The 23,434-nt window shown below is 36.4% G+C and carries 19 protein-coding genes, 1 tRNA gene and 1 pseudogene; 10 read left to right on the forward strand and 11 right to left on the reverse strand.

Going from position 1 to position 23,434, the window contains the following annotated elements; translation table 11 throughout:
- Positions 1 to 64 precede the first annotated feature (64 nt).
- Both BKH40_RS01625 and BKH40_RS01630 read left to right on the forward strand, forming a co-directional pair.
- Positions 65 to 394, forward strand: a complete 330-nt coding sequence (locus tag BKH40_RS01625; protein WP_095276265.1) for a histidine triad nucleotide-binding protein — start codon at positions 65 to 67, stop codon at positions 392 to 394.
- Positions 395 to 546: 152 nt separating this feature from the next.
- Positions 547 to 622, forward strand: a tRNA-Phe gene (locus BKH40_RS01630).
- 83 nt (positions 623 to 705) lie between these two features.
- Here BKH40_RS01630 and BKH40_RS01635 read toward each other — a convergent pair.
- Complete coding sequence (locus tag BKH40_RS01635) at positions 706 to 1,335, reverse strand: recombinase family protein (RefSeq protein ID WP_095276267.1); 630 nt, start codon at positions 1,333 to 1,335, stop codon at positions 706 to 708.
- 8 nt (positions 1,336 to 1,343) lie between these two features.
- Here BKH40_RS01635 and BKH40_RS01640 point away from each other — a divergent pair, with 8 nt between their 5' ends.
- Positions 1,344 to 2,030: a TaqI-like C-terminal specificity domain-containing protein gene (locus BKH40_RS01640; RefSeq protein WP_180675056.1), complete on the forward strand. Its 687-nt coding sequence runs from the start codon at positions 1,344 to 1,346 to the stop codon at positions 2,028 to 2,030.
- A gap of 69 nt (positions 2,031 to 2,099) precedes the next feature.
- Here the strand turns inward: BKH40_RS01640 and BKH40_RS01645 are convergent, their stop codons facing one another.
- Both BKH40_RS01645 and gltX read right to left on the reverse strand, forming a co-directional pair.
- Positions 2,100 to 6,044, reverse strand: a complete 3,945-nt coding sequence (locus BKH40_RS01645; protein WP_095276270.1) for an Eco57I restriction-modification methylase domain-containing protein — start codon at positions 6,042 to 6,044, stop codon at positions 2,100 to 2,102.
- A 77-nt stretch (positions 6,045 to 6,121) separates the two neighbouring features.
- On the reverse strand, positions 6,122 to 7,468 hold the full coding sequence (gltX, locus tag BKH40_RS01650) for a glutamate--tRNA ligase (RefSeq protein ID WP_095276272.1): 1,347 nt from the start codon (positions 7,466 to 7,468) through the stop codon (positions 6,122 to 6,124).
- A 55-nt stretch (positions 7,469 to 7,523) separates the two neighbouring features.
- Here gltX and BKH40_RS01655 point away from each other — a divergent pair.
- A pseudogene (locus BKH40_RS01655) lies at positions 7,524 to 8,135 on the forward strand (trimeric intracellular cation channel family protein); the annotation flags it as partial.
- Positions 8,136 to 8,288: 153 nt separating this feature from the next.
- Positions 8,289 to 9,056, forward strand: a complete 768-nt coding sequence (locus tag BKH40_RS01660) for an SDR family NAD(P)-dependent oxidoreductase (RefSeq protein WP_095276275.1) — start codon at positions 8,289 to 8,291, stop codon at positions 9,054 to 9,056.
- A gap of 139 nt (positions 9,057 to 9,195) precedes the next feature.
- Here the strand turns inward: BKH40_RS01660 and BKH40_RS01665 are convergent, their stop codons facing one another.
- Positions 9,196 to 10,029, reverse strand: a complete 834-nt coding sequence (locus tag BKH40_RS01665; RefSeq protein WP_095276277.1) for a fumarylacetoacetate hydrolase family protein — start codon at positions 10,027 to 10,029, stop codon at positions 9,196 to 9,198.
- A gap of 74 nt (positions 10,030 to 10,103) precedes the next feature.
- On the opposite strand from BKH40_RS01665, the gene BKH40_RS01670 reads away from it, so the two are divergent.
- Entirely contained in the window at positions 10,104 to 10,769 is a 666-nt protein-coding gene (locus BKH40_RS01670; protein ID WP_095276278.1) for a polyphenol oxidase family protein, read from the forward strand.
- Between the two features lie 86 nt (positions 10,770 to 10,855).
- Here BKH40_RS01670 and traF read toward each other — a convergent pair whose 3' ends face one another.
- Positions 10,856 to 12,631 (reverse strand): conjugal transfer protein TraF, encoded by a 1,776-nt coding sequence (gene traF, locus BKH40_RS01675; protein ID WP_095276280.1) that lies wholly within the window; start codon positions 12,629 to 12,631, stop codon positions 10,856 to 10,858.
- Between the two features lie 123 nt (positions 12,632 to 12,754).
- Between traF and mqnE the strand changes: the two genes are divergently transcribed.
- The 4 genes from mqnE to BKH40_RS01695 all read left to right on the forward strand — a co-directional run bounded on the left by mqnE (position 12,755) and on the right by BKH40_RS01695 (position 17,882).
- Entirely contained in the window at positions 12,755 to 13,870 is a 1,116-nt protein-coding gene (gene mqnE / locus BKH40_RS01680; RefSeq protein WP_095276282.1) for an aminofutalosine synthase MqnE, read from the forward strand.
- A 32-nt stretch (positions 13,871 to 13,902) separates the two neighbouring features.
- Complete coding sequence (locus BKH40_RS01685; RefSeq protein WP_095276731.1) at positions 13,903 to 14,826, forward strand: branched-chain amino acid transaminase; 924 nt, start codon at positions 13,903 to 13,905, stop codon at positions 14,824 to 14,826.
- A 29-nt stretch (positions 14,827 to 14,855) separates the two neighbouring features.
- A complete protein-coding gene (locus tag BKH40_RS01690; RefSeq protein ID WP_095276284.1) occupies positions 14,856 to 16,016 on the forward strand; it encodes an SPFH domain-containing protein in 1,161 nt (386 codons plus the stop codon).
- Positions 16,017 to 16,127: 111 nt separating this feature from the next.
- Entirely contained in the window at positions 16,128 to 17,882 is a 1,755-nt protein-coding gene (locus tag BKH40_RS01695) for a Na/Pi symporter (protein WP_180675058.1), read from the forward strand.
- Between the two features lie 3 nt (positions 17,883 to 17,885).
- On the opposite strand, the gene BKH40_RS01700 is transcribed toward BKH40_RS01695, so the two are convergent.
- From BKH40_RS01700 to BKH40_RS01725, 6 genes are all read right to left on the reverse strand, one after another.
- Entirely contained in the window at positions 17,886 to 18,116 is a 231-nt protein-coding gene (locus BKH40_RS01700) for a hypothetical protein (protein WP_095276287.1), read from the reverse strand.
- 168 nt (positions 18,117 to 18,284) lie between these two features.
- A complete protein-coding gene (ung, locus tag BKH40_RS01705) occupies positions 18,285 to 18,995 on the reverse strand; it encodes a uracil-DNA glycosylase (RefSeq protein ID WP_095276288.1) in 711 nt (236 codons plus the stop codon).
- Between the two features lie 12 nt (positions 18,996 to 19,007).
- Positions 19,008 to 20,552 carry a hypothetical protein gene (locus BKH40_RS01710; RefSeq protein WP_095276290.1) on the reverse strand — a complete coding sequence of 515 codons (1,545 nt, stop codon included), beginning with the start codon at positions 20,550 to 20,552 and terminating at the stop codon, positions 19,008 to 19,010.
- A 17-nt stretch (positions 20,553 to 20,569) separates the two neighbouring features.
- On the reverse strand, positions 20,570 to 21,853 hold the full coding sequence (gene eno / locus BKH40_RS01715; protein WP_095276292.1) for a phosphopyruvate hydratase: 1,284 nt from the start codon (positions 21,851 to 21,853) through the stop codon (positions 20,570 to 20,572).
- 83 nt (positions 21,854 to 21,936) lie between these two features.
- The gene (locus BKH40_RS01720) at positions 21,937 to 22,515 is read right to left on the reverse strand and encodes a prepilin-type N-terminal cleavage/methylation domain-containing protein (protein ID WP_095276294.1); all 579 of its coding nucleotides are present in this window, start codon (positions 22,513 to 22,515) and stop codon (positions 21,937 to 21,939) included.
- A 6-nt stretch (positions 22,516 to 22,521) separates the two neighbouring features.
- Positions 22,522 to 23,253: a chemotaxis protein gene (locus tag BKH40_RS01725; protein WP_095276296.1), complete on the reverse strand. Its 732-nt coding sequence runs from the start codon at positions 23,251 to 23,253 to the stop codon at positions 22,522 to 22,524.
- Positions 23,254 to 23,434: the final 181 nt, after the last annotated feature.

Genomic DNA, 23,434 nt, shown 5'->3' on the forward strand with positions numbered 1-23,434 from the left:
TTTTTGATTTTATCAAATCTAGCTTATAATTAAGCCTTACTACCACACTAAAAAGGAAAGAGTTATGACTATATTTGAAAAGATTGTAAAAGGTGAGATTCCTTGCAAAAAGATACATGAAGATGAAAAGTTCCTAAGCTTTTATGATATAGCCCCAAAAGCCCCAGTACACGCTTTAATCATAACAAAAGCTCCTATAAAAGACTTTAATGACATAGATGGTGAGACTATGAAAGAGATGACTGCTTTTATAAAAGAAGTAGTAGATATCTTAGGTGTAAAAGAAAGTGGCTATAGACTAGTTACAAATACTGGCAAAGATAGCGGCCAAGAAGTGCCTCACTTTCACTTTCACTTGCTAGCTAAAAAGCCACTAAGTGCTAACTTTGCATAACGGCTAAGCTTTTTTAGATTCTAAATGTGGCTTTGTGCTTATAAAGGCAAGATTTACAAGCTATATAAAGATCTTAAAGTGGGTAGTTAAGCTATATTTAAGCTAAGTAAGGGCACAATTTAGCCCTTATTTGCTTTTAAACTTAACAAGTTGGCTTGATAGCTCAGTCGGTAGAGCAGAGGACTGAAAATCCTCGTGTCGGTGGTTCGATTCCGCCTCAAGCCACCACTACTTATATTTTATAATCACACCTAATTATTCCAAATTTCGAAGTCAATATTTTAGATGCCCATTAATTCAACATTTATATATTAGTAGTTTCTACCTTTGAGTAAGTTCTTATTCCCACTAGCTATTAAAAAACGTCTTAGACTATCTCTATGAACTCCTACTCTTTTAGCTATATTTGCATGACTCATACCTTTAGCATCCCACTCTAGTATCTTTGCCATAGCATGATAGCAAGGATGTAGCTCTATTCTAGTTTTAGCTCCCTTAGGACGACCAAGCACTACACCCTCAGCTCTAAGTCTTGCTAAGGCTTCTTTAGTCCTTTGGGAGATAAGCGTTCTTTCTATCTCAGCACTTAAGCTAAAAGCAAAGGCTATAACCTTGCTTTGGATGTTGTCTCCTAGCTCAAACTTTTCTTTTAAAGAGTAGATTTGTACACCTTTTTCTACACACTCATTTAAAAAAGACATAACATTAAGCAGACTTCTTCCAAGTCTTGAAAGCTCAGGCACTAGTAGTAAGTCTCCTTTTTTAAGCTTCTTTCTTAAAAGTCCAAGCTTTCTATGATCTATAGCTATTTTACCACTCATGGTTTCTTCCCACATTTCATCTATAGCCAACCCTTGCTTTTTAGCATAGGTTTCTATCTCAAAGCGTTGGTTTTCTACAGTTTGTCTATCACTACTTACTCTTATATAGGCGTATATCATCTTATACCTTGCAGATTGGTTTTAATAATGATATTAGACCCATTTTACGAGGCAGGGATATAAAAAGATACTCTTACAACTGGGCGGGATTGTGGATAATTAATACTCACAATGGATATATAGATTCTAAAGGCAATAAGATTCCGCGTGTAGATATAGAGGAACATCCGACCTTAAAGTTGCATTTTGATTCTTATTATGACAAGTTGATAGTACGTAGTGATAAAGGTGATACACCTTATAATCTAAGAAACTGCGCATATATCGGCGATTTTGCTAGGCAGAAAATTGTGTATCCAAATATGGCTAGTGAATTTGTCGCAGTTTATGATAAAGAAGGATATATGACCAATCAAAAATGTTTCATCATAACCAGTGAAACAGAAAATCTTGAATATCTAACTAGTGTTTTAAACTCAAAACTAAACTTTTGGTATTTTAAATTAATAGGAGCTACTTTAGGGGCAAGTGGATATGAGATGTCAAAAATATTTGTAGAGAAACTACCTATCATAAAGCCAAGCTTTGAAAATAGCAACCTAATAAAATCAATTACTTACTTAGCAAGTGAAATACTAAAATTTAAAAAAGAAAACAAAGACGCGTCTTTAGAAGCACAAGAAGTAGATTCTATGATTTATAAACTATATAATCTAAGTATCGAAGAAATAGAGTTAATAGAATCTAAAGGCTAAAATATGCAGAGCAAGGTTGCCACGTTAGTTAAGACTTGTTTGCACTAGCTGTCTTTTTATTTTTATTAGCTAAGACTCTATAACTTTTATATCTTTTTCATCTAAGCCATAAAGTTTATAAACTATAGAATCTATAGTTTTTTCTAGCTCGCTTGTATCAGCGTTTATGTCTTGCTTTTTAGATTCTAGGATTTGGTCTACTAAGGCTATAACTTCATCGCATAAAGCTTGATTAATGGAATCTGGTTTTGGCACAGGTAGCAATTCTAAAAAAACCTTCTTGTATCTATATCCTTTTTCTCCTAGACCACCACCTGCATAAAACCTTTTAAAAGCAAAAGTGGCAAGCTTTGAGTGTAATAATCCCAAAAGATACTCCAAGTTACTACCCACCAAGATAAAGCTTGTAGCTTCTGCAAAAAATCCTTCATTAGAATCTAAACAAAACTGCGGTTCTTGAACTATCTCACTGTACACAATTTTCTGCCTAGCAAAATCGCCGTAATAAGCTATGTTGTCTTGTGTTTCAAACCACTTATTGCTAGTTTTCTTACGGCAGTCTTTTTCACCGCTTTGATCTATCCTTGGTCTAAAGGATTCTAAGTAAGATTTTAAACTAGGATAGAAATCTATATCTAATTTAAAAGCCGGGAATGTGCATATTATCCACAATCCCGCCCAGTTGTAAGAGTATCTTTTTATATCCCTGCCTCGTAAAATGGGTTTTATAATTTCAGCAGTTGCTTTTCTTTCAACTTCGCTTTTACAAGCGTTTAATATCTCATCTTTTTTAGCAGTATCTATGATAAAAGCTTTGTTATATCCAGTTTTGATTCCGTAGTTTATGGATATATCCCAGTCTTTTAGTGAAGTACCTTTGCTTTCTATCTTAGCTTTTAGGTTGTAGACTGAAGTATCGCTAAATATAAAAGCTTCTTTGTTGAGATTAGATATAGATATATTTGATGTATCAGAAGTGCTTATGTCTCTTGAAGTGGGATTTATATACTTTAAGTTATAGTTTGCTTTTGTGTGCCCTTTTTGAAATGACAAAGTAGAAGTATCAACAGTGGCACTATCAAAAACTTTCACTCCATTAAAGTCAGCATAGATTAAAAGAGTAGTGTTTCTTAGTAAAAACTCTCTTAGCTTTTCGCCATACTTTGCACGGCACCATTTATTAGAAGTTATAAAAGATAAGATCCCTTTCTCTGCTAAGATGTTAAATCCAGCTTCATAAAAGTAAGTATAGATATCAGAAGTAGAGTTAAAAACTTGATAGTTTTTTAGTGCATCTTTGAGATCTTTGAGAGCTTCTTGTCTTATGTAAGGAGGGTTACCTATAACTAGATCAAAGCCTATAAAGTTGCCATCACTATCTAGCACTTCTGGAAATTCAAAACGCCACTCGAAACTATCACGTTTTTTAAAAGTTTCATATATGTCCATACTTTTAATAAGTGCATCAAAAACTTTTTTATCAACCTTGCAACACTTAGTTCGCGTATCTACTATCTTATATAAATTATAACTTTTCACATAATCATTCAACTTATCTTTTATGCGACTATTTATTTCTATACCATCAAAACTAACATTATCTATACCACTATAGCCATAGCTTTTTAGATAGTTTGTAAGAAGATATTTAAAATTGACAGATTCTGTGGATGCTTCTTTAAACATAGATAATATAAATTCTTTAGATTTTTTTATATCTTCTTTAATAAGCGAATTGATACCCTTATCTGTTTCATTCTTATAGTTGTAAACTGCTTCTTTATATTTTGCTAGTTGCTCTTTAAACTTTCTTTTTAGATTGTCTGCAGTTTTTTCAACCTCTTCATAGTTGAGTAAGTCTCTTTTTTGAGATGCCTTAGTTGTTAGATCTTTTAATAAAGATTTTGTTGTTTTGCTTGTGTCTATATTAGCAACTAGCGAGTTACCACACTTTATATTGATATCAATATTAGGCAGAGTGTTTAAGTCGTGATAGGTAGAATCTAAGCTTTGATAGTAGCTACTTTTAAGTAGCTCTATCCAAAGACGTAAGCGACAGATGGCTGCTGAGTTAGGGTTTATATCAACACCAAAGAGGTTGTTTTCTATGATGTCTTTTTTAAGGTTGAAAAGCTCTTCTTGTATCTTTTGTCTAGGGTCGTTTAGGTTTTCAGGACGTTTATAGATAAAAGTTTTAGAGTGGTTGTATATTACTTCTAGCTCGTCATTAACCGCGGTAATCTTATCTGCTTCAGAAAGCAAACCTAAAGTACTATATATCTCTATCATAGTATTAAGTGCTGAGACTAAAAAGTGTCCACTACCAACTGCTGGATCACAGATGCGAATGGAACCTAAAGTTGCTTTGTGTTTAGCTAATATGGCTTCACTATCACTTCTAGTACTTTTTTTCTCTTCTTGTATCTCTTCTTTTATCTCTGCTTTAATATGTTCTAGATATAAGGCGTTCCATTTAGGATTGGTTTTATTAAACTTATCGATAACAACTTTTTCTAAAGCCTCTTTACTCATATATGAGGTGATAAAACTAGGGGTGTAAAAACTCCCTTCTTTGTAGCCATTAAGTTTTTCAAAGACTAGTCCTAAGACACTAGAGTTTATTAGTTCTTTATCTTCTTTTAACTCGCTTTCATTATTACTATCCCCGAAGTCAAAACTATCTAAAAAAGTAAAAAGATACTCTAGCCAGTTTACTTCCCCATGTTTTTTCTTGCCATTAGTATCTTTTATCTGAGTGGAGTTAAAGTACTCTAAAGACATGGCGTTATCTAAAGCACTCATCTCTATAAGCTCTTTTTCATCTCTTGTAAACAAAGAAGAGTTAAGGTAGGGGATATAGTCAAGTTCTCTTACTTGCTGTGAGTTTCTATTTTCTTTTGTTATGGCTAGGACTTTGAAAAAGAGATCATTTAACCTATCATAAGTCTCTATTTTTGTAGTTGTTAGAAAGGCTAAGTTTTTATCGCCGTTAAACCTTATAAGACTAGATTCTAAAAGTTTTAGAAATAAGATTCTATTTATCCAGATGATTAGTATCTGGAGGACATTTTCATTAAGCATGCCTTTTTTTAAATCTTCCATATCTTTATGGCTTTCAGTGACATTGCTTAAGATGTTGTAGTAAAGTGTGCCCTTTTGTTGCAAGCTTTCAGGACTAGGGAGGATTAAAACTTTACCATCTACTTTTTGCTCGCTTAGTCCAAGTAAGTAAAGAAGTTCATTATAAAAGTTTGTATTAAGCTTATTAGCATCGTTTGGATTAAACTCGCCTAAAAGAAAGTCTTTGCTAAAGGCTTTAAAATAGGGCTTAAGTATCTTAAGGCTGGATTTTTCATCTTTTAGTTTTTTTAGCTCTATGTCTTTTAGGTTTAAAAAAAGTCCATTTAGCTTAAGGCTTGCACCTTCTAAGTTCTTATCTAGGTTCTTGCTTGCTTCTTTATAAAACGCATTATTGCCCTTTAATAAGCTTTTATCGTCTATAAAGTTTTTATATAAATTTTTAAAGTCTTTATTTTCATAAAAAAGCACTTCAAAGTCCCTAGCTTTAAATATAAAGAATCTATAAAAGTCTGTGACGATGATATATTTTAAAGAAGTATTCCTATTCTCTCTTAGTCTAAAGTAATAAAGGATAGTTTCATGCAGGGCTTTTGTATTAGGAGTGTTAGCACTAAAAAACTCTTTAGATTTTGGTCTTTTAGCCTCTATGATAACTTGAATACACCCATCTTTTTTAAGGACTAAATCTATCTCACTCTTTCCTTTAAAGCCTTCACTTTTGCTTTTGGTTTGAGTAATAAAACCAAGCTCGGTAAATAATGGCTTTAAAGCGTCAGCTACTAGCGAGTCTTCACCTTGAGTTTGCAGGCTATCTAGGGTTTTAAGGTATTTTGTAAGTGCTTTTTTAAACCTCTCAAAGTCTTCTTTTTTTGCTCCATATTTATAGTAAAGCTCACCTAAAAATTCTTCTTTTCCCTCTTCTTTAAACCTCATATAAACCTGCCTACCTTAAATGTAAAAGCCATTATATAACAGATAGGGTTTTAGGCTAGAGTTAAAAAAGATAGCTTTTACTTCTTAGATTCTAAGTAAGCTTTTATACGCTCTAAACTTTCATCTTTACCTAGTATAAAAAGACACTCGCCTAAATCTATACCGCCGGGCTTACCAAGTAAAGCACATCTAAGTGCTTGCATAAAAATGCCTATCTTATAATCAAGCTTAAGATTATGCAAGGCCTCTTTTATGGAATCTAAACTCTGAAAGTCAAAGTCTTCAACAACTGGCAAACTTGCTAGGGCTAAAGGGCTAACTTTAGAATCCATCTTTTCATCATAGCGTGGCTTTTCTAGGATAGATTCTATCCCTAGCTTAAAGTCATTTAAGGTATTAGCACGGCTTTTAAGTGCTTCTAGCAAACACTCAGTTCTTTTGTTTTCTTCTAAGTCCATCTTAAGTAGACTTAAAAGCTCTTTCATACTTTTTTGTTTTATATAGTGAGAGTTAAGCCACATAAGCTTAGAAAAGTTACAAGCTGAAGCTGAGTTATTAATCTCGCTTGGATCAAAGACTTCTAGCATCTCTTTCATGGAAAATATCTCTTGATCCCCGTGGCTAAACCCAAGACGGAATAAGAAGTTAAGCAAGGCTTCTTTCAAGATCCCAGCATCTCTATACTCTAAAACACTTAGTGCCCCATCCCTCTTGCTTAGCTTTGCCCCAGCTTCATTACATATCATAGGTACGTGATAAAACTTTGGCACTTTAAAGCCTAAGGCTTCATAGATAAGGATTTGTTTAGGAGTATTGCTTACATGGTCATCCCCTCTTATAACATCACTTATCTCGCTTAGTGCATCATCTATAGCTACTACGAAGTTATAAGTTGGAGTGCCATCACTTCTAGCTATAACAAAGTCATCTATCTCGCTAGCACTTATAACTATCTTGCCTTTTATGCCATCTATAAATGTCACATCACCACTAAGAGGTGCTTTTATCCTAACTACTGGTGGGATTCCTTGTATTGGCGCGCCTTCATAGTCCCTATACTTTCTGGTAAAGTCTTTAAGGTTTTTAGTCTTTTGGCGTTCACTTTCTAGCTCTTCTTTAGTTAGATAGCAGTAGTAAGCCTTTTTAGAATCTAGTAGCTTTTGTATATAGCTTTTATAGATATCAAGCCTTTTACTTTGAAACCACATAGGACTATCGTGCTCTAGCTCTGTCCACTCAAACGCCTCAAGGATAGAATCTAGTGCTGCTTGTGAGTTTCGCTCAGTATCTGTATCTTCTATCCTAAGTAAGAACTTACCGTGATTTTTCCTAGCGTATAAATAGCAATAAAGTGCAGTCCTTAATCCTCCTATATGTAGATTTCCAGTAGGACTTGGTGCAAATCGTGTAACTATCATAAATATTCCTTATAAAATATATCTAGTAGAAATTATAAATCAACTTACCTAAGGATAAAGCATGATCTTGTTTGTACTTTACATAATAGCAATCATAGCTGAAGCTATAACTGGGGCTTTGGCTGCTGGGCGTCACAAGATGGACCTTTTTGGCGTTATGCTTATATCACTTCTAACAGCCATTGGTGGGGGGACTGTTAGAGATGTCGTACTTGGAAGCTACCCAACTACGTGGGTGCTTCACCCAGAATACGTTTTAATGCTTTGTGTAGTAAGCCTTCTAACTGTTGCCATGCCTTACTTTCTAGCTAGATTTGGCAAGCTTTTTTTACTTTTAGATGCTTTAGGGCTTGTAGCTTTTAGTATCATAGGGGTTGATAAGGCTTTAAGCCTAGGTCATGGAATCATAGTCTGCGTGGTAGCTGGGGTATTTACCGGAGTAGCTGGAGGCATCTTGCGCGATCTTTTGTGTAATAAGATCCCACTAGTCTTTCAAAAAGAAGTTTACGCTGGAGTTAGTATAGTAACTTGCATCCTTTATTATCTACTTCTTAAAACGGAGTTAAATCACACTTTAATAGTAATCATCACACTAATTGTAGGCTTTAGTTTTAGGGCTTTGGCGATCTATTATAAGCTTGGACTTCCTGTGTTTAACTACGATGAAGAAAAAGCCCTAAGGTTGCAAGAAGAAAGGATAGCAAGACGTCAAGCTAAAAAAGCTAGGTTACATAAAGATGAGATAATCATAAAAGACACAGCAGCAGAAGTTAAAGAATTAGAAAAAGAAGTCAAAGACTTAAAAGATTCCAAAAAAGGATAAAACATGTTCGCACTTATAACTGGCGCAAGCAGCGGCATAGGCAAAAGTATAGCTACAAGGCTTGCAAGTCTTGGCATCCCTCTCATGCTAGTAGCAAGGGATAAAAATGCACTAGATGAGTTAGCAGTAAGTCTAACTCAAATCTATAGCCTAAAAGTACACACATTAGGACTAGATCTAAACGAAGACTTTGCCATTGAAAAAATTTTAGGCTTTATAAGAGAACATGGCATAAAGCTAAGCTATCTTATAAATAACGCAGGCGTTGGGCTTTATGGCAAGCTTATAGACCAAGACCAAAAAGACCTTAGCAACATGTTAGATCTAAATGTAAAAACACTAACGCTTTTAACCTCAGCCTTGCTTCCCATGCTAGTTGCTTCAACTGATAAGGTTTTAGAATCTAAGATCTTATTTCTAAGCTCTATGGCTGCCCTTTCTCCTTTTCCTAGTCTAGCAGCCTACGCTGCTTCTAAGACCTATGTGAAAAGCTTAGCCATAGCCCTAAGATATGAACAAAATATAAAAGTAACTATCTTGCTACCCGGGGCTACTAAGACTAACTTTGAAAAGAGGGCTAAAGTAAAAGGCTCTAGTATGTTTAAAAACGCCATGCTTCCTGATGAGGTGGCACGCGAAGCTATAGATTCTATGAAAAAAGGTAGGCTTATATCAGTGCCCGGTGCTATGAATAAGTTTTTATACTTTATATCACTTGGCAATATACCTATGTGGCTTAGAGTACGTTTTACAACGATGATGGCTAGGTGATATAAAACACACAATGTGACTTAGTGGATATAAAAATAGATTCTATAAGTTTATAGAATCTAAAAGCTCTGCTATGACGCCTCGCTCCAAAAGACCTTCCTAGCAGTCAAGACATGACTTACAGGCTGCCTCTTAATACTTAGCTAAAAGTAGTAGTAAGCGTGCCTATTTTTTCTATCTCACACTTTACTACATCTCCTGCTTTTAAAAACTTAGGTGGATTAAACCCCATGCCCACGCCACTAGGAGTGCCCATAAGTATGATGCTGCCAGCTTTTATAAGAAAGTAAGATGAAAGCTCTTCTAAAACATAGCCTATGTTAAAGATAAGATATTTTGTATTACTAGATTGGCGAAGCTCTCCGTTAACATAGGTTTTAACATCTAAGTTTAAAGTGTCTGGATTCTCATCTTTAGAAGCTAGGAGTATAACAGGGCCTAGTGGTAAGGAAGATTCTAGACTTTTGCCTGCGTAAAACTGCTTATGCTTAAGCTGTAAGTCCCTAGCACTGATATCATTACCTATGGTGTAGCCAAAGATATAGTCTTTTGCGTCTTTTGCTTTTATATTATGGGCGTCTTTGCCTATGATTAAAGCTAGCTCGCACTCATAGTCAAGCTGGCTAGTTTTTGAGTTTATCTTAACTGTGGCATTTGGGTTAGTGAAGTCATTAACCCGTTTTGAGAAGTAGACTGCCTCTTCACGCTTGCCATCAAAGCTTTCTTTTTTAAACTTAGCACTTTCTTTGGCGTGATCCATGTAGTTAATGCCAAGGCAGATAACATCTTGCTTAGGTCTAGCCATAGGGGCAAGAAGCTCTACTTCACTAAGCTTGAAGCTTTTATCTTTCAGACCAAAGTCATGTTTTTTTATAAGCTTTTTGATGCTTTTTTCATGCAAGACTTTTATCTCTTCACCTTCAAGCACCCCAAGACTAACCTTATCTTTGTGTCTAAATCTAACTATCTTCATGGTCTATACTCCTTTTGCTACGATTAGGGTTTCATAAGATAGTATAGCTTTGATAGATAGATAAAGGGGATGATGTGTTTAAAAACTCAAAAGACTTGGGGCTTTTTAGAGATGAGTGTGTAGATTTTATAATGAGTGATGCAAGCAAAGATGCTTGTAGTTTTAAAGACAAGCAAGATATGCTTAGACTTTTTGGGGACAAAAAGCTTTGTGAGTTAAAGCAAGTACATGGTGACTTGATAGTGGATTGTAAAGACATACATGAAGGCAAGGTGATAGAAGCAGATGCTATCTACTCTAATGACCACAACGTCGTTAGCCTTATAAAGATGGCAGACTGTGCTGGAATCTTGCTTTATGCTAAAGACTTAAGCGCCTATGTTAGTCTTCATGCTGGGCGTGAGGGGGTGCTTAAAGGCATAGTTAGCAAAGCTATAAAGCTTTTAGAATCTAAAGGGGCAAGATTAGATTCTATACTTGCTTATGTAAGTCCTCATATAAAGTGGTGCAGCTATGAAGTAGGAAGTGAAATCTATGTAAGGGCAAAAAAGTTTTGCAAAGAAAAAGATTCTAAGTTTTACTTTGATTTAGAAAGTGCTATTAAGTCTCAGTTAATGGTTTTAGAATCTAAAAATATCTACTATGAAGAAGCTGATACTTTTAAAGAAGAAGGGCTTTTTTCTTATAGAAGGACTAAGACGTCTAAAAGGCTAGGGCTTTTTGTGTCTTTAAAAAACTAGGTTATTTTTAAAAAAGCTAGAAAGTTAAAAGTGTGGAATCTAAAAGCTTTTAAGCTTTTAGATTCTAAAGTTAAGATGAAGCTAGGCTACCAAGAAAAGCTTCCACCTATCCTAACATCTGCGTATTTTGGTATGGTGTAGCCTTGATACTCAAAAGTACTAGTGCCTACTTGAGCACTTATATCTAAGAAGCCAAAGAGGTTAAGACCAGCAGTCATTATCACTCCATTACCCCTTTGTCTTAAGTCGTAAGCAAGCCCTGCTCTTATATCTACGTACTTAAAGCCTACTTTTGCACCACCACCTATCATCTGGCTTAAAAGCAAACTAGCACCATTTTGTGCAGCAAAAGGATAGACTTCATTAGGTGCTAAGTCAGCATCAAAGGCAGCTGAGAAGTAATCACCATTATAAGCGATCCCTGCTCTATACTGAGGCTTTATGATGGCTGTAGCATGCTTAAAGTTAAACTTTGGAGTGTTTATATTTTTAGCTACCACACCTACACTTAGGGCACTATCGCTAAAGAGGTTTAAGTCGTAGTTCACACCCACATCTATACCATAAGAGCTTGCATTTTCCATATTTTTAACGTTGTTTTGAAAGCTACCCATAAAGTCACTTATACTGCCTTCGTTATACATACCATAGGCGTTCATGTACTTTAGTGCTATACCTACATTTAGGTTAGATCCCGGCAAGGCTATACTATAAGCGTAGCCTATAGGCACTTCAGTAAGGATAAAAAGTGAGTTAACCGCTTTACTGTTTCCATTTTGAAGGCTAGCTATAAGGGAGTGGTTGTTATAGTCGTTTTCACTAGACTTACTAAAAGTATAGCCACTTGAAGAAGTGCTAAGCTCACTATAGTTATCACCACTTCCTACTATAAGTCTAAGCCTGCTAGGGTCAGACTTTATGCTGATGTTGCCATGAGTGTCATTAAAGACACCAAAGGCTAAAGCACCAAAGGTTGACTTTAGATAAGGACTAGTAAGCTGTAAGGCTATACCGTTTTGGCTTCTAATGTTGATGTTGTTAGACTTAAAGATATCTTGTATGGTATTAATATCTTTCATAACGTTATCTAACTCTGGGCTTTGACCTTTTCTAATGGCTATAGTAGATATACCATTACCATCAAACTTTACATTATTCCAGTCCACACCATTAGCCACGCGGGTTATAAGGTCTTTTTGGTCTGAAGGCAGATTTGCTCCTTCAGCCGCCTTTACTACTTGCTCAACTAGCGGACCAAAATTACCATTATGAGTTGTTTGATATTGCTCAAAAAGTTTTTGTAGGTTTTCGCCATTTACATCGCCACTACCACCAGTGCTTCCATTTTTATCAGCAGCTTTAAGTGCGTTTCTTATAATGTCTTGTAAGTTACTAGGAGTACCATTTGTCCCGCTTGCCCCTCCTGTACTATTAGTATTACCACTGCTAGGAGAGTTTGCAGCAGCTGCAGCTAGCACAGCAGTGCTTGCAACTGTACCACTGCCACCAGCACCATTAGCCATAGCACTAAGACTGTTGCCACCGCCAAAAGATGATGCGAGATTCCCAAGTGTATTGGAGATATTGTCCATATTAGACAAGATGGGCAAAGCTTTATCTACATTATGCTCCCTGATAGATGCACCAAAGCTATAGCCAAATCTTGACTTGCTTCCACTTGCTATAAGTGCTGGGTTATAATAAAGCCCAAAAGGACTTCTTAAAGCAACCCCAGCTCCACCCATAGAAGTGCTTAAATTTCCCATGCTTCCAAACTCTAAAGCTCCTGCGCTACTGCTTACAAGTGCTAATACGCCAGCGGTTTTTAGTAAGTTTTTGTTGAATTTTTTAAAGTTTGTCATGGGGATAGGTTTCCTTACCAGTTTAAATTGTGTTTAAATTTTAACATAACAATCAAAACTTAAAAATGTTAAAATTTTAAAAGATACTATATAACTATATGAAAAGTAAAAAGGTTGTGGACCATGGACGTATTAGATAGGGCATTAAAGGATGTAAATAGCGTAAGTGCTGATGAGTTAGAAAAACTTTATGACTATGATATCTTTACTTTAGGTGAGGCAGCTAGCAGCTTAAGAGTACCAAAGTATGGCAAAAAAGTCTTTTTTAACACCAACAGACATATTAATCCAAGCAATATCTGCTCAGATGTGTGCAAGTTTTGTGCTTTTAGTGCAAGCAGAAAAAATCCAAATGCTTATGAGATGAGTATAGATGAGATAGTCTATCAAGGCGTTAAGAGTTTTAATAATGGTGCTTTAGAGCTTCACGTAGTAGGTGCACACAACCCAAACCATAGCTATGAGTGGTACTTTGATCTTTTCTCTGCTATAAAAAAGGCCATACCTAAAGTGCATCTAAAGGCTATGGGTGGGGCTGAAGTAGACTTCTTGCATAGAAAGTTTGGCGTTAGCTATGAAAAGGCCTTAGAAGACTTGGCTAAGGCTGGAGTAGATTCTATGCCCGGTGGTGGAGCTGAGATATTTGATTCTGGCATTAGAAAAAAGATCTGCCATGGAAAAGTAAGTGGTGAAAACTGGCTTAAAATCCACAACATCTGGCACAAAATGGGCAAGATGAGTAATGCCACTATGCTTTTTGGCCATATAGAATCTAGAAATCACAGGATAGATCACATGCTACGTCTTAGGGCTATACAGCAAGATGAAGCACGCGTTGAAGCAAAAGAAGGTGGCTTTAACGCCTTTGTGCCTTTGCTTTATCAAACTCATAATAACTTTTTAAACATCAAAGCCTCTCCTAGCGGACAAGAGATCTTAAAAACTATAGCCATCGCTAGGATTATCCTTTCAAACATCCCTCATATAAAAGCCTACTGGGCATCTTTAGGGCTTAATCTTGCCCTAGTCGCCCAAGAGTTTGGCGCTGATGATATGGATGGCACTATAGAAAAAGAAAGCATACAAAGTGCAGCTGGAGCAAAAAGCAAGCAAGGAGTAGATGAGCTAGAGATGGTAGCACAGATAGCAGATGCAGGCTTTATCCCAGTGCAAAGAGATAGCTTATATAATGAAGTTAAAACCTACCAAACTTCAAAGCCTACTTTTAAGGCCTCATAGATATCTAATACAATTTAAGGAGTAACAAAATGATAAAAGAAGCCAAATACATCTGGATGGATGGCAAACTAGTCCCTTGGAAAGATGCCACAACACATGTACTATCTCACACTTTACACTATGGAAACGCTGCTTTTGAAGGAGTGAGGGCTTATATGACCAAAAAAGGCCTAGCTATCTTTAGACTTCATGAACACACACAAAGGCTACTTAACTCTTGTAAGATTTTGCTAATAGATTGTCCTTACTCAAAAGAAGAACTTGAAAAAGCACAGATTAATCTACTTAAAACTAACAGAGATGACTATAAGGGCAATGTCTACATAAGACCTATAGTCTATCTAGGATATGGCGTTATGGGTGTTTATCACAAAGAAGCCCCTGTAAAAGTAGCCATTGCTGCTTGGGAGTGGGGTACTTACCTAGGTGAAGGTGCCCTAGAAAATGGAATCAAAGTAAAAACTAGCTCTTATGTAAGAAACTCCGCTAAGACTAACTTAAACAAGGCAAAAGCTGCTGCAAACTATCTAAACTCTCAGATGGCAAAGTTTGAAGCCATTAACTCCGGCTTTGATGAAGCCTTGCTTTTAGATGACACTGGCTTTATAGCTGAAGGTAGTGGAGAGTGCTTTTGTATAGTAAGAGATGGCAAGCTTATAACCCCACCTTATGACACAGCTTTAGAATCCATAACTCACAACACCGTGCTAAACCTAGCACGTGACTTAGGCATAGAGATAGAGCAAAGACGCATCAGTAGAGATGAAGTTTATATAGCTGATGAAGCCTTTTTCACAGGGACTGCAGCTGAGATAACTCCTATATGTAACTATGACTTTAGACCAGTTGGAAGTGGCAAAAGAGGAGAGGTAACCAAGAAACTACAAAGTGAGTTTTTCAAAATAATAGAAGGCGAGAACAAAAAGTACTCTAGCTATCTAACCTACATAGACTAAAAACATTTAAATAAAAACAAAGGAGCTTTATGCCAATAGACTTAAACGAGCATTTAAAAAGAAAACGTGAACAAGGAGGGGGCTCTCCAAGAAATGATAGAAACGATAGAAATGACAACAATAGAAACGATGACAACAGACAGCAAGGCCCAAGAAAAAGACCTCAGGGCTTTAACTTCAATGGCGGTGGAAGTGTAGGCAGCTTTTTTTCTAGTAAGAAAGGTATCTCGCTAATTATAATCATCATAATAGTAATCATACTTATCATAGCTAGGCCATTTGAAACTATAGAATCTGGTGAGATAGGGATAAAAGTTACAACCGGAAAGTATGATAACGTCCCACTTCAACCGGGTATACACTTCTTTATACCGGGCATTCAGAGGATAATCATAGTTGATACTAAAGTTAGAACTTGGAACTTTACAGGCTTAGAAGATTCTCTCCCTAGGGCTAATCAAGGGATTTTAAGAAGTGGCGCTATAAACGTTATGGACGCTAGAGGTCTTACAGTTTCTATCGAGCTTACAGTTCAGTATCAGTTAAATGCAGCTACAGCACCTCAAACTATAGCAAGCTATGGCATGGGCTGGGAGAATAAGATAATTGGCCCAGTAGTACTAGAAGCAGTTAGAACAGTAGTTGGTAACTACCCAGCAGAAGAGCTTCCAAACAAAAGAAATGAGATAGCTAACAAGATAGAAGATGACATAAGGGCTAAACTTACAAGTGGAGACAACCCAGCAGTTAGACTAAGCTCAGTCCAACTAAGAGAAATCTCACTTCCAACTAACATAAGAGCACAGATTGAAAAAGTCCAAGAGGCTAGACAAAGAAGTGAGCAAGCAAAACTTGAAGTTGAGATAGCTAGACAAGAAGCAGCTAAAAAGATAGCCCTTAGTAAAGGTGAAGCAGAATCAAGCATCACAAGAGCCAAAGGTGTAGCTGAAGCTACAGTTATAGAAGCAAAGGCAAAAAGCACAGCTAACAAAGAGATATCTCAGTCACTAAGTAATAACCTCTTAAAACTTAGAGAGATAGAAACTCAAGCTAAGTTTAATGAAGCCTTACAAGTTAACAAAAACGCGCAAATCATGTTAATGCCCGGTGGCGCTGTACCAAATATCTGGGTAGATTCTAAGTCTAAGGCTTATAACTCAGTAGCAAGCCCTCACAAGGAATCTAAATAGTCTTTTAGACTCCTAGCCTTTTACACTTTTAGCCTTTTAAAACATTTGCCTTTTTCTACCCTTACAAGGTAGGGAGAGGCTTTTTTTATATACAAAAACTAGGATTTTATGGTGAAAAAACACAGATTAAAAGTGATTATAGTCTTAGTTATAGCCGTGCTTATAGTAGTTTTTATGGTTAGAAATCACGCCGTGCAGTACTTTGCTGCTGGGCTTGCTATCTTCTTACTTGGCATGATGTTTTTAAGTGAAGGCTTTAAAGAGATAAATGGCGGTTTTTTAGAAAAACTTTTAAGAAAGTTTTCAGGCACTAAAACTACAAGCGTCATCTTTGGTGCCCTAACTACTATGATAATGCAAAGCTCAACGCTAGTTACCATCCTTAGTCTTTCTTTCCTTTCAGCCTCACTTATCACCTTAGGACAGGCCTTAGGCATAGTCTTTGGGGCAAATATTGGGAGTACTACTAGTGGATGGATAATAGCTGGCATTGGACTAAAGCTTGACATATCTATACTTGGCATGCCACTAATTGCCATAGGCGTGCTTATGATGTTTATGAAAGATAATATAAATCTTAAAGCCCTAGGTAAGATACTAGCAGGTGTAGGCTTTTTCTTCTTAGGCATAGCTTATATAAAGACTGGGTTTAATGGCTATGCTAACTCTTTTAGCTTTAACTTTGGAGATAAAAACTATGTCTTAGCCTTTAGTATATTTTTTATCCTTGGTATAGTTATAACTTCTATCATACAAAGTAGCTTTGCCACACTAACTATCATAATACTAGCCTTAAATGCCGGAACTATCACTTATGATAATGCACTAGCCTTAGTCATAGGCACAAATGTAGGAGGTGTAGTAACTGCCCTTATAGCCTCTATATCAGCAAGTCTAGATTCTAAAAAGCTAGCCATTGGCAATACTATCTTTAACATAGCCATCGCCATAGTTTGCATAGCCCTTTTGCCCTACTTCAAAGACATAGTAAACTTTTTAGATGACCTTTTTAGGTTTGACCCAAAAAACTACACTTTAAAGATAGCCCTTTTTCACACGACTTATAACGTCATAGCCGTGCTTTTAATGACACCTTTTATACCCCTTTTTGAAAAAGCTCTTAATAAGATGCTAAAAAGTAAAAAAAGCCAAGTGGATATGCCTAGGTACATAGACCCAAGTCTTATACCTTATATAAACACAGCCACAGAGGCCTTGCAAAGAGAAGTAAGGCATCTTTTTTCTAACGCTAGATACGTCTTAAGCGTAAGTGTTGGACTTTCGCTTGATAAGTTAAAGCAAGGAAGCTTAAGTGCAAGCGACTTAGACAACTATGAGTGGGTGGATATAAGCTTAAAAGACTTATATGACCAAAAGATAAGGGCCATCTTTGATGGCATCATAGAGTTTTCTTCAAGCCTTAGTCTAGCATCTGGTGATGAGAAGTTTAGTAAAGAGATCTTTGCTTTACAAAACAGTGCTAGAAGCCTTGCTGAAGCCACTAGGAATCTAATCACTTTGCACACACACCTTCGCAAGTTTGCCAACTCTAAAAATAAGATTCTAACTGAGCAGTACTTGCAGCTTAGGCTAATGTTTGGTTTTTTAATATGTGAACTAGAAGAGGTGCTAACTTTTAAAGAAGATTCTATGGAATCTAAAACGCGTCTTAAAAACCTAAAAGAAAGCTTTAAGCTAAAAGATAAAAACGCGCTTAAGGAGGTAGAAAAACTTCTATCTAATAAGCTTTTAGAAGTAGATGTCGCAACCTCTTTGCTAAGTGATATAAGCTTTAGTTTTAATGTAGCAAAAGACTTTATTAATAGCACTGGTTATCTTATAAAGCTTCATAAGCATGATGAGTAAGACTTATGTCTTGATGCTAGGGCATGTAGTGGCAACTAAGTTGTTAAAAGTCACTCCTTGGCTAGACTTAGTAGCACTTGCATCAGTGCCTACAGCACCACCTACCATAAACTTAAGCCCATTTATATTGTTTTCTAAAGCTTGACTTCCTTCTCCAAAGGCTAGTGTGCCAAAGGATAAAAGGCTAGCTAGGGCTAGCTTTAAGGTTTTAATCTTAAGAGTTTTGCTTACCATAAAAACTCCTTTAAAAAGATAGATACGATTACGCGCCATACTAGTAAGTTTTATGTTTAGGAATCTTAAAAACTAAAAAAGAAGAAAGAAAGGTTAAGCTATAGCTTAACTATCAGCAAGCCCTAGATCGCTCAAGCTTGCTTTTTAAATAAAAGCTTTACCAAAAGCCTATAAACTAAGATCTAAGCTTATATTTTCACTTCTTAAGATCTCATCCATCTTTTTAAAGATGCCAGATCCTATAAAGCCTCTAGCTAGTGGGCTAGGATGGGGGGCTTTTAGTATAAAGTGTTTTTTAGAATCTATTAAAGCCTCTTTACTCTTAGCAAAGTTACCAAGCAAGATAAAGATTAAGCCTTCTTTTTGCAAGGAAAGATTTTTGATGATGGCATCAGTGACTTTTTCCCAGCCAAAGTTTTTATGACTTGCTGGGCTATTAGCCTCTACGCTTAAGATAGAGTTCATTAGCAGTATGCCTTCTTTTGCCCACTTGCTCAAGTCTCCATGTGCTGGTATCTTAAAGTCTATAGAAGTGGCTAGCTCTTTATAGATATTTTTTAAACTTGGTGCAGGCTTAAGCATAAAAGGCGTGCTAAAGCTTAGCCCCATGGCTTGAGGGATCAAAGCAAGGTTGCCATCTACTTTATAGATATAAGGCTTACTTCTAGGGTCTATAGAATCTATAGGGAAGCTAAAGGCGTTATGATAGGGGTCTTGACCAAGCAGGACTACTTTTAAAGATTCTAAAGGTGTAAGCTTAAAAGCGTTAAATAGTAAATCTTGCCTTGGAAAAACTAAGCTTTTAAGAGAGGCTTGTTTATAAGAAGATAAAGGCTCTTCTAATAAGCTTTTAGAAACAAACCCTTTCCAATCTAGCATCAACTTCCTTGTCTATTTAGCACTTACTGGAGGTGTTTGCGTCGTGGTTGCTTTTAGTGCTTGGTTTTGAGTAGTGCTAGCACTTGGCGTGGTGGCTGTGCTAGTAGAGATGTTAGTTGGAGGCTCTAAGGAAAGATACTCTAAGTACTCTTTATGAAGGGCGGCATTTTCTAAGCGGCTAGCTTCTACTTGGGCTGAGAGGGTCTTTTCCTCTCCTCTAAGCCTTTCTAAGATTCCAAAAGAGTTATCGCCAAAAAGAAGATAGGCGACATCAAGTACTATTATTATGGCTACACCAAATACTATAAGTGCTAGTCTATTAGAGTAAAGGGCATACTTTAGATTAGACCCCTTACCTCCATCAAAGGCTTCTCTTAACTCGGCTTTTTCTTTTAGCTTCCTTCTTTTTTCTTCCTCATGCCTTGCTTTTTTGACCTCTTTTTCTATATCTTTATCTTTGTGCTGAGGCTTAGTAGCGGTATCTTTAGTGTTTGCTTGGCTTTGAATCTGTTCTTTTTGACTAGGTATATTAGAAGTTTCTTCTTTTAAGTCTTGTGTATTAGTATCATCTTCTTTAAGACTTACATCTATATCTTTTATCTCTTCATAAGCCTTTGCTGCTTGAGACTTAAAAGACATAGCATCTTGTGCTATAACGCTTTGGTCGCTAGCTTCTTCTTGATTGAAATCTTTAGCCTTTAAGGCTTCAAGGTTTTTAGAATCTTCATCTAATAGATCATCTTTTAGGTCGTCTTTTTTTTTAGATTCCATATTTTTAGATTCTATATCTTTGAGTTCTGGGCTAGTTTTATTAGGTGGGTTGTTTATAGAAGTGTTTGTATCTGTAGATGTATTACTATCATCATCTATATCACAAGCACTAGGTCCATCAAAAAGCGCTTCTTCTAGCTTGCTTTTAAAAGTAGTAGAAGCATCATCTTGCACGCTTAAAGATTTTTTAGTTTGGGTGCCTTGAGTGCCTTGTTTTTTAAGGGCACTATGAAGCAAGTTTTTAACATCACTTTTTACAGTTTTTAGATCTAGTTTAGAGTTTTTAGCGGCTTTCTCATCTATCTTAGAATCTGTTTTAGAATCTACTTTTACATCTAGCCTTTCATCATCTGCAAAAAGATTAGAAAGGTCTTTTTCTACCACATCTACTATCTCATCAGCTGGCAAGCTAGCAGACTGCTCTGCTAAAGATGGCTTAGAAGTAGGAAGTATCTCAAGGCTATCTATCTCTTTTAGGTTTATAACTTCACTTAAGCTATCTATACTAGAATCTGCATTTTCTACATCGCTGCTTTCTTTGCTGTCTTCTATCTTTTTTATCTCATCTATCTCTGCTTGCTCACTTATATCTACTAGCTTTATACCCATGTCATCTTTAGTGGAAAATATATCATCTATAGGTGCAGAATCTAAAAGACTAGATCTAAGAGTAGTATCCTTACTGCTAGGACTTGCAGTCTTAGAAGCCTTGGCTTCTAAGATATCTTTATCTTCTTTTTTATCTATAGATTCTGACATAGTAGACTTTTGGCTAGTTTCTTGCAAAAAGTATCTTTATCAAGCTAGATCTTGCACTTATTAAAAAGTGTTCTAGCTACATAGCAAGTGCCTGAGTCTTTATGGGCTATATTTAGCAAGCGGTTGTATTTTGCCGTTCTTTCACCACGTGCTGGTGCACCTGTCTTTATCTCGCCACTATTTAGAGCAACTGCAAGGTCAGCTATAAAGCTATCTTCACTTTCTCCACTTCTATGACTTATGATGGTTTTGTAGCTGTTTCTTTGGGCTAGTCTTACTGTGTCTATAGTTTGAGTGATAGTTCCTATCTGATTAGGTTTAATCAAGATGGCATTAGCTATGCCCTCTTCTATGCCTTTTTTTAGAATCTTTGAGTTAGTGACAAATAAGTCATCGCCAACTAGTTGGATTCTATTTTTTAGCTTAGCTGTTAGATACTCCCAGCCAGTCCAGTCATCCTCATCTAAGCCATCTTCAATAGATACTATAGGATAGGCATCAACTAGGCTTTCATAGTAGTCTACTAGCCCTTTAGAATCTAACTTTAACCCCTCACCTTCAAGATGGTAAAGTCCATCTTTATAAAGCTCACTACTTGCTACATCAAGGGCTATAAAGATATCAACGCCGGGTTTATAGCCAGCTTTTTCTATAGCTTGCATAATAAGGCTTAAAGGTTCTTTATTATCTTTCAAGTTTGGTGCAAAGCCTCCTTCATCGCCAACTCCAGTGCTTAAGCCCTTTTCATTAAGCAAAGCTTTTAAGTGATGATAGATCTCTACACTTGCACGCATAGCCTCGCTAAAGTAGTCAAAGCCAAGAGGCATGATCATGTATTCTTGAAAGTCTACGTTGTTATCAGCGTGGCTACCGCCATTAATGATATTAAGCATAGGAGCTGGAAGGATGCCAGCGTTTATACCGCCTATGTATTTATAAAGTGGGAGATGAAGGCTATTGCTTGCAGCACGCGCTAGTGCCATAGAAACGCCCAAAGTGGCATTAGCCCCAAGCTTAGAAAAGTTAGCAGTATTGTCTATTTGTTGCAGTAAGGTATCAAGGCTTGATTGCTCTAGGGCATCCATGCCAACTATCTCTTTTGCTATAAGCGTATTAACATTAGAGCAAGCTTCTAGCACACCTTTACCAAGATAGCGTTTTGGGTCTTTGTCCCTTAACTCTAAGGCTTCTTTTTTACCAGTGCTTGCTCCACTTGGGACTATAGCACTTCCTATACTTCCATCACTTAAGGTTATGTTTACTTGTACTGTTGGATTTGCCCTACTATCTAGTATCTCGTGTGCATGAACTTCTTTTATAGTTGCCATTTTGTTAAGTCTCCTTATTATATGTCTTGATCTATTTTAACTTATGAGTAGGGATTTTACGCTTTTAAAATTAGCTACATAAGTCATAGTGCGCGACTTAGTGGTACATTTATCTCAGAGCTTGGATAGTGCTTAAGTATAGCCTCACACATAGGTGATAAAGTCCCAGAAGCATTATGTAGTCTTATATGCAAGGCATTTATACCATCAAAACTTATAGTTATGCAGTTATTAACCAAGTCTTCTTTTCCTTCCCTGCCTATCTTTAAGCTATCTCCACTTACCACCCATCTAGTTGGAGAGAGATGAAGATAGCCCATAAGCCAAAGTGGAGTGGCGTTGTTAACATTAAAGCCATTTATTAAAGCATATTCTTGTGTGCCACTTATTATGGTTTGTAAGTCGGTTTGATAGGCTACTGCTTGGGCACTATTACGAGTTAGGGTAATCTTAGGGAGGGCTATACTTGCAATTATCCCTAGTATGATTATCACAAAAAGCACTTCTAAAGCACTAAAGCCACCCTTAAAAGTCTTAGTGCTTACTTGTGAGAACTCCACATCTCCAAATTTTTTTTCAGAGCTTTTTATAGAATCTTCTTTTTTAAAAAGACCTTGTGCAAGCGCTTTTAGATCTTTTAGGTAGACGCTTAGTTTACTCACAGCTTTTTATTTGTTACCAAAAGAAGCAATGAGTGCTTCTATATCATCTTCAGTAGCTACTTCATCGCTTCTATCACCAGCTATATAAGTAGCAGAGCCCACACGCCTAGAATCTTCAACACGCCCTTCAAACAAGGAGTTCATATACTGACTTAAAGCACGCATAACGTTTATTACGCGCTCTATCTTTTGTCTGTGTATATCTTGATACTGCATGATATCCATAGCCTGCATACTAGCATCACCACACTCCATAGCACTATCTGCAAGGTTGGCATTTTTCTTTGCTATCTCTTTTGTGTCCTCTAAAGCCTTTTTAAAAGTCTCTATGTTTGGGAATCTAGCTGAGAGTGTTTCAAAGAGTTCTTCTTGTGCACTAAAGTACTTTTTTAGTGCCTTAGACTGCTTTTCTATATTAGTAGCAGCACTGCTTATAACTTCAAGTTGATCAAAAATCTCAGTCATCTTAACTTCAGAATCTTTAGTTACATCATCTAGCTGGTGTACTACTTTATGCTCTTCTGTAGGCGGTGGTGGTGGCCACTTCCTACCTGCATCAGCCCTATAGCGTGCAGGGTCTATATACTCAGCCTTTATGTCTTCATCATGGCTAATTGGCTCCATCTCTTCTGATGTAGTATGTTCATCTTGGGATGCAGTTTGTGATGTTTGGGAATCTAGATTTTCTAAATCATCAACACCTTGAGACATTAAGGAATCTAGCTCTTCTTGTGTCATCAAAACTCCTCTATGGGGAAAATTTGTACTTTTGCCAATTATAGCAAAGTTAAAAAATGTATTTTTTAAGTATGACAAAAAGTTACTTTAAAGTATTTAATAAGGGCATTTAAGCTAGATATTATTATTTTTGCTATATCTTAATACTTATAATGATGTATAAAATCGTTATCATAATTAA

Source organism: Helicobacter sp. 11S02629-2 (assembly GCF_002272875.1).
Lineage (GTDB): Bacteria > Campylobacterota > Campylobacteria > Campylobacterales > Helicobacteraceae > Helicobacter_I.

Coding starts and splice junctions, on each gene's coding strand:
- BKH40_RS01625 (WP_095276265.1), top strand. CDS start 65: ATGACTATATTTGAAAAGATTGTAAAAGGTGAGATTCCTTGCAAAAAG.
- BKH40_RS01635 (WP_095276267.1), bottom strand. CDS start 1,335: ATGATATACGCCTATATAAGAGTAAGTAGTGATAGACAAACTGTAGAA.
- BKH40_RS01645 (WP_095276270.1), bottom strand. CDS start 6,044: ATGAGGTTTAAAGAAGAGGGAAAAGAAGAATTTTTAGGTGAGCTTTAC.
- BKH40_RS01660 (WP_095276275.1), top strand. CDS start 8,289: ATGTTCGCACTTATAACTGGCGCAAGCAGCGGCATAGGCAAAAGTATA.
- BKH40_RS01665 (WP_095276277.1), bottom strand. CDS start 10,029: ATGAAGATAGTTAGATTTAGACACAAAGATAAGGTTAGTCTTGGGGTG.
- traF (WP_095276280.1), bottom strand. CDS start 12,631: ATGACAAACTTTAAAAAATTCAACAAAAACTTACTAAAAACCGCTGGC.
- mqnE (WP_095276282.1), top strand. CDS start 12,755: ATGGACGTATTAGATAGGGCATTAAAGGATGTAAATAGCGTAAGTGCT.
- BKH40_RS01690 (WP_095276284.1), top strand. CDS start 14,856: ATGCCAATAGACTTAAACGAGCATTTAAAAAGAAAACGTGAACAAGGA.
- BKH40_RS01700 (WP_095276287.1), bottom strand. CDS start 18,116: ATGGTAAGCAAAACTCTTAAGATTAAAACCTTAAAGCTAGCCCTAGCT.
- ung (WP_095276288.1), bottom strand. CDS start 18,995: ATGCTAGATTGGAAAGGGTTTGTTTCTAAAAGCTTATTAGAAGAGCCT.
- eno (WP_095276292.1), bottom strand. CDS start 21,853: ATGGCAACTATAAAAGAAGTTCATGCACACGAGATACTAGATAGTAGG.
- BKH40_RS01725 (WP_095276296.1), bottom strand. CDS start 23,253: ATGACACAAGAAGAGCTAGATTCCTTAATGTCTCAAGGTGTTGATGAT.